3 protein-coding genes and 1 pseudogene (1 of these 4 cut by a window edge) are annotated in these 2,662 nt (G+C 53.1%); 3 read left to right on the top strand and 1 reads right to left on the bottom strand.

The annotated features are described in order from the left end of the window. Positions 1-243: pseudogene (locus tag GTN70_11105) on the top strand (fructose 1,6-bisphosphatase) (it extends 233 nt beyond the left edge of the window). A gap of 55 nt (positions 244-298) precedes the next feature. On the opposite strand, the gene GTN70_11100 reads toward GTN70_11105, so the two are convergent. After that, positions 299-847: a helix-turn-helix domain-containing protein gene (locus GTN70_11100; protein ID NIO17510.1), complete on the bottom strand. Its 549-nt coding sequence runs from the start codon at positions 845-847 to the stop codon at positions 299-301. A gap of 72 nt (positions 848-919) precedes the next feature. Here GTN70_11100 and GTN70_11095 point away from each other — a divergent pair, with 72 nt between their 5' ends. Then, on the top strand, positions 920-2,317 hold the full coding sequence (locus GTN70_11095; protein NIO17509.1) for a glucose-6-phosphate isomerase: 1,398 nt from the start codon (positions 920-922) through the stop codon (positions 2,315-2,317). Then, the coding region (locus tag GTN70_11090) for a DNA mismatch repair protein MutL (protein ID NIO17508.1) at positions 2,314-2,662 on the top strand (349 nt) is incomplete at its 3' end. The genes GTN70_11095 and GTN70_11090, both read left to right, overlap by 4 nt.

The raw sequence follows: 2,662 nt of genomic DNA, 5'->3' as shown, positions 1-2,662 counted from the left end.
GGCCCTCCCGTGGTGAACTGCCTCGCCTTCTGTGTCAAAGAGGGAGTCCTGACGGAAGCAGCCGATGTGTTCGATCACCCCTTCTGGGATTACGTGAGGGACAACGTTTCGAGAAAATCTGAAGAGTTGAGGCGCCAGGGATTCTTCGGCCCGGCGATGTTGCCCTTCAGCGAGCTCGAATATGGCGGTATCGTCGAGCGGCTGAAGAACCTCGAGGGCCGGTTTTCCGTCAGAAAAGAGTAAACTCAAGGCGCCGCAAGGCGCCTTTTCTCTCTTTCCGGCATTCACGCTTGCGTGGTTACTTGTACGTGAGGATTCCGATGATTACGAGGTCTTCCTCGCTTTCGTTTTCGTAATTGTGCGCAACATCGGAATAGAAGCTTACCACGTCGCCTTTGGAGGCGGGAATCTTTTTGTCTTTGACCGTGATGACCCCCTCACCCGAATCGATGTAGAGAATGTGGTGGGACCCGGAGGGATGTTTCGAGTCTTCCACGAGACCGGTACCGGGGGGGATGATCATCCTGAAAAAGTCGACGCTTACGTCGGGTGAATATTTATTGAAGAATTGAACTTTCAATCCACCGTCAGAGTTCATGGTGAGAAGGTTATCGAGACGTGTCTTCGATATTTTTTTCCCTTCAGGGATGTTGATCATCTCTGCGAGTGAAAGATTGAAAAAGTTGGCGAGCTTTATCGCCAGGTCGATGGTCGGTGTGGTTTCGTCCCGTTCGATCTTTGAAAGCATGGATATGCTGATTCCCGTTCCCTCAGACACATCCTTGAGCGTCAGGTTCTTCTGATACCGAAGATCCTTTAATTTTTTCCCCACAGCGGCCTTGGTCATCCTCTGCCCTCCTGTCATGTGCTATTTTAATATATTATAATAAAATCCTCTGTCAAGGAAAGGAGGTCCCACGTGAAAAAAAGCGTGCTATCGATCGATTACAGCTTTGCCCTGAAGGATCTGAACAGGTTCGGGATGGGGATTTCACATAGAGACCTCAAGGCCGGCTTGACCATGGGGGCCAGGAAAAACAAGGAGCTCTTCCTGGAGAGGGTATCGGGCAGTGCGGGTTTTTACTCGTTGCCGTACTTTGAGAAGGAGACGCGGAAGATTTCACGGTTTGCGGCATCTTTGAGAAGAAGGTTTGATACATTCGTGGTACTCGGGATCGGCGGGTCTGCCCTGGGGACTTCCGCGGTGATGGGAGCCCTGCCGGAGAGTGCGGGAAGAAAGGGCGGAAGGGTGCTCGTCCTCGATAACGTGGACCCCGATGCCTTTGAGAAGGCCTTTGCCACGCTCGATCTTGAGAGGACCGTTTTCAACGTAATCAGCAAATCGGGAAGCACTTCGGAGACCCTCTCGCAGTTTTTTGTGGTAACGGGCCTGTTGAAAAGAAAAGTCGGGGAGCGGTGGAAAGAGCACATCATCGTAACCACCGATCCGGAGAAAGGCCTGCTTCGGGGCCTTGCCGGAGAATATGGTTTTCTCTCCTTTCCCGTGCCGCCTTCCGTGGGAGGCCGGTTTTCGGTCCTTTCGCCGGTGGGACTGCTGCCCCTTGCTTTCGCAGGGGTCAATGTTGGCTCATTGCTGGAGGGAGCGCGCTATATGGACGGAATCAACCTCGGCACGGAGAAAGAGGCCAATCCGGTGGTCGTTTTAGCGGCGATATATGCCCATTATATGGAAGAGGAGAGAAAGAACACCTTCGTCCTCTTCGCCTATTCGGATTTTTTCATAAAGCTAAGCGACTGGTTCTGTCAGCTGTGGGGTGAAAGTCTGGGGAAGGAAAGGAAAGAGGGCGGTAGAATCGACAGTATCGGCCAGACACCCGTCGGCGTCATCGGGGTAACGGCCCAGCATTCACAGCTGCAGCTCTACATGGACGGCCCCGATGACAAGGTGTACACGTTTATCGGACCGGGAAAATTCAACAGGGACTATTCCATCAAGCCTCTCAAAAGAGACGAAAGCGTTTTGTTTCTCTCCGGGAAGAAAATGGCAGACCTCTTCAGGGCGGAAATGGATGCAACGATATACTCCCTCGCCTCGAAAGGAAGGCCGGTTGTCGTTATCGAACCTCACGCAAGAAACGAGTTTGCCATCGGGGCACTCATATTTCTCTTCGAGTGTGTAACCGCTTTGACGGGGAAGTTGCTGGGGGTCAACCCGTTCGATCAGCCAGGGGTGGAGTATGGAAAGAAGCTCACCAGGGCCATGCTCGGTGATAAAATGTCCATGAAATTCCTCGAAGACATAGAAGAGTTCAGGAAGGTCAGGGGCAGGTGTGAGATCAGCCTGGAGGCGAATTGAAGAAGATCAGAAAGTTAAGCGAAGAGACCATCAACAAGATCGCTGCCGGTGAGGTAATAGACCGCCCGTCATCGGTTGTCAAAGAGCTCGTCGAGAACTCCCTGGATGCCGGCTCCACCCGCGTGTCGGTTAGCGTCGAGGACGCAGGGCTCTCACTTATAGAGGTGGCCGATAACGGGAGCGGGATGGATCCTGAAGATCTGCGGCAATCACTGCTGCGCCACACGACCAGCAAGATTCGGGGCGCTGGGGATCTGTCATCCATCAACTCATTCGGGTTCAGGGGAGAAGCCCTTGCATCGATCGCAGCGGTATCGAAGATGGAAATACGGTCGATTCCGGAGG

Source organism: Deltaproteobacteria bacterium (assembly GCA_011773515.1).
Classification (GTDB): domain Bacteria; phylum Desulfobacterota; class Deferrimicrobia; order J040; family J040; genus WVXK01.
Note: the sequence above shows the minus strand (reverse complement) of the source record. Positions and strands in the feature narration are given on the sequence as shown.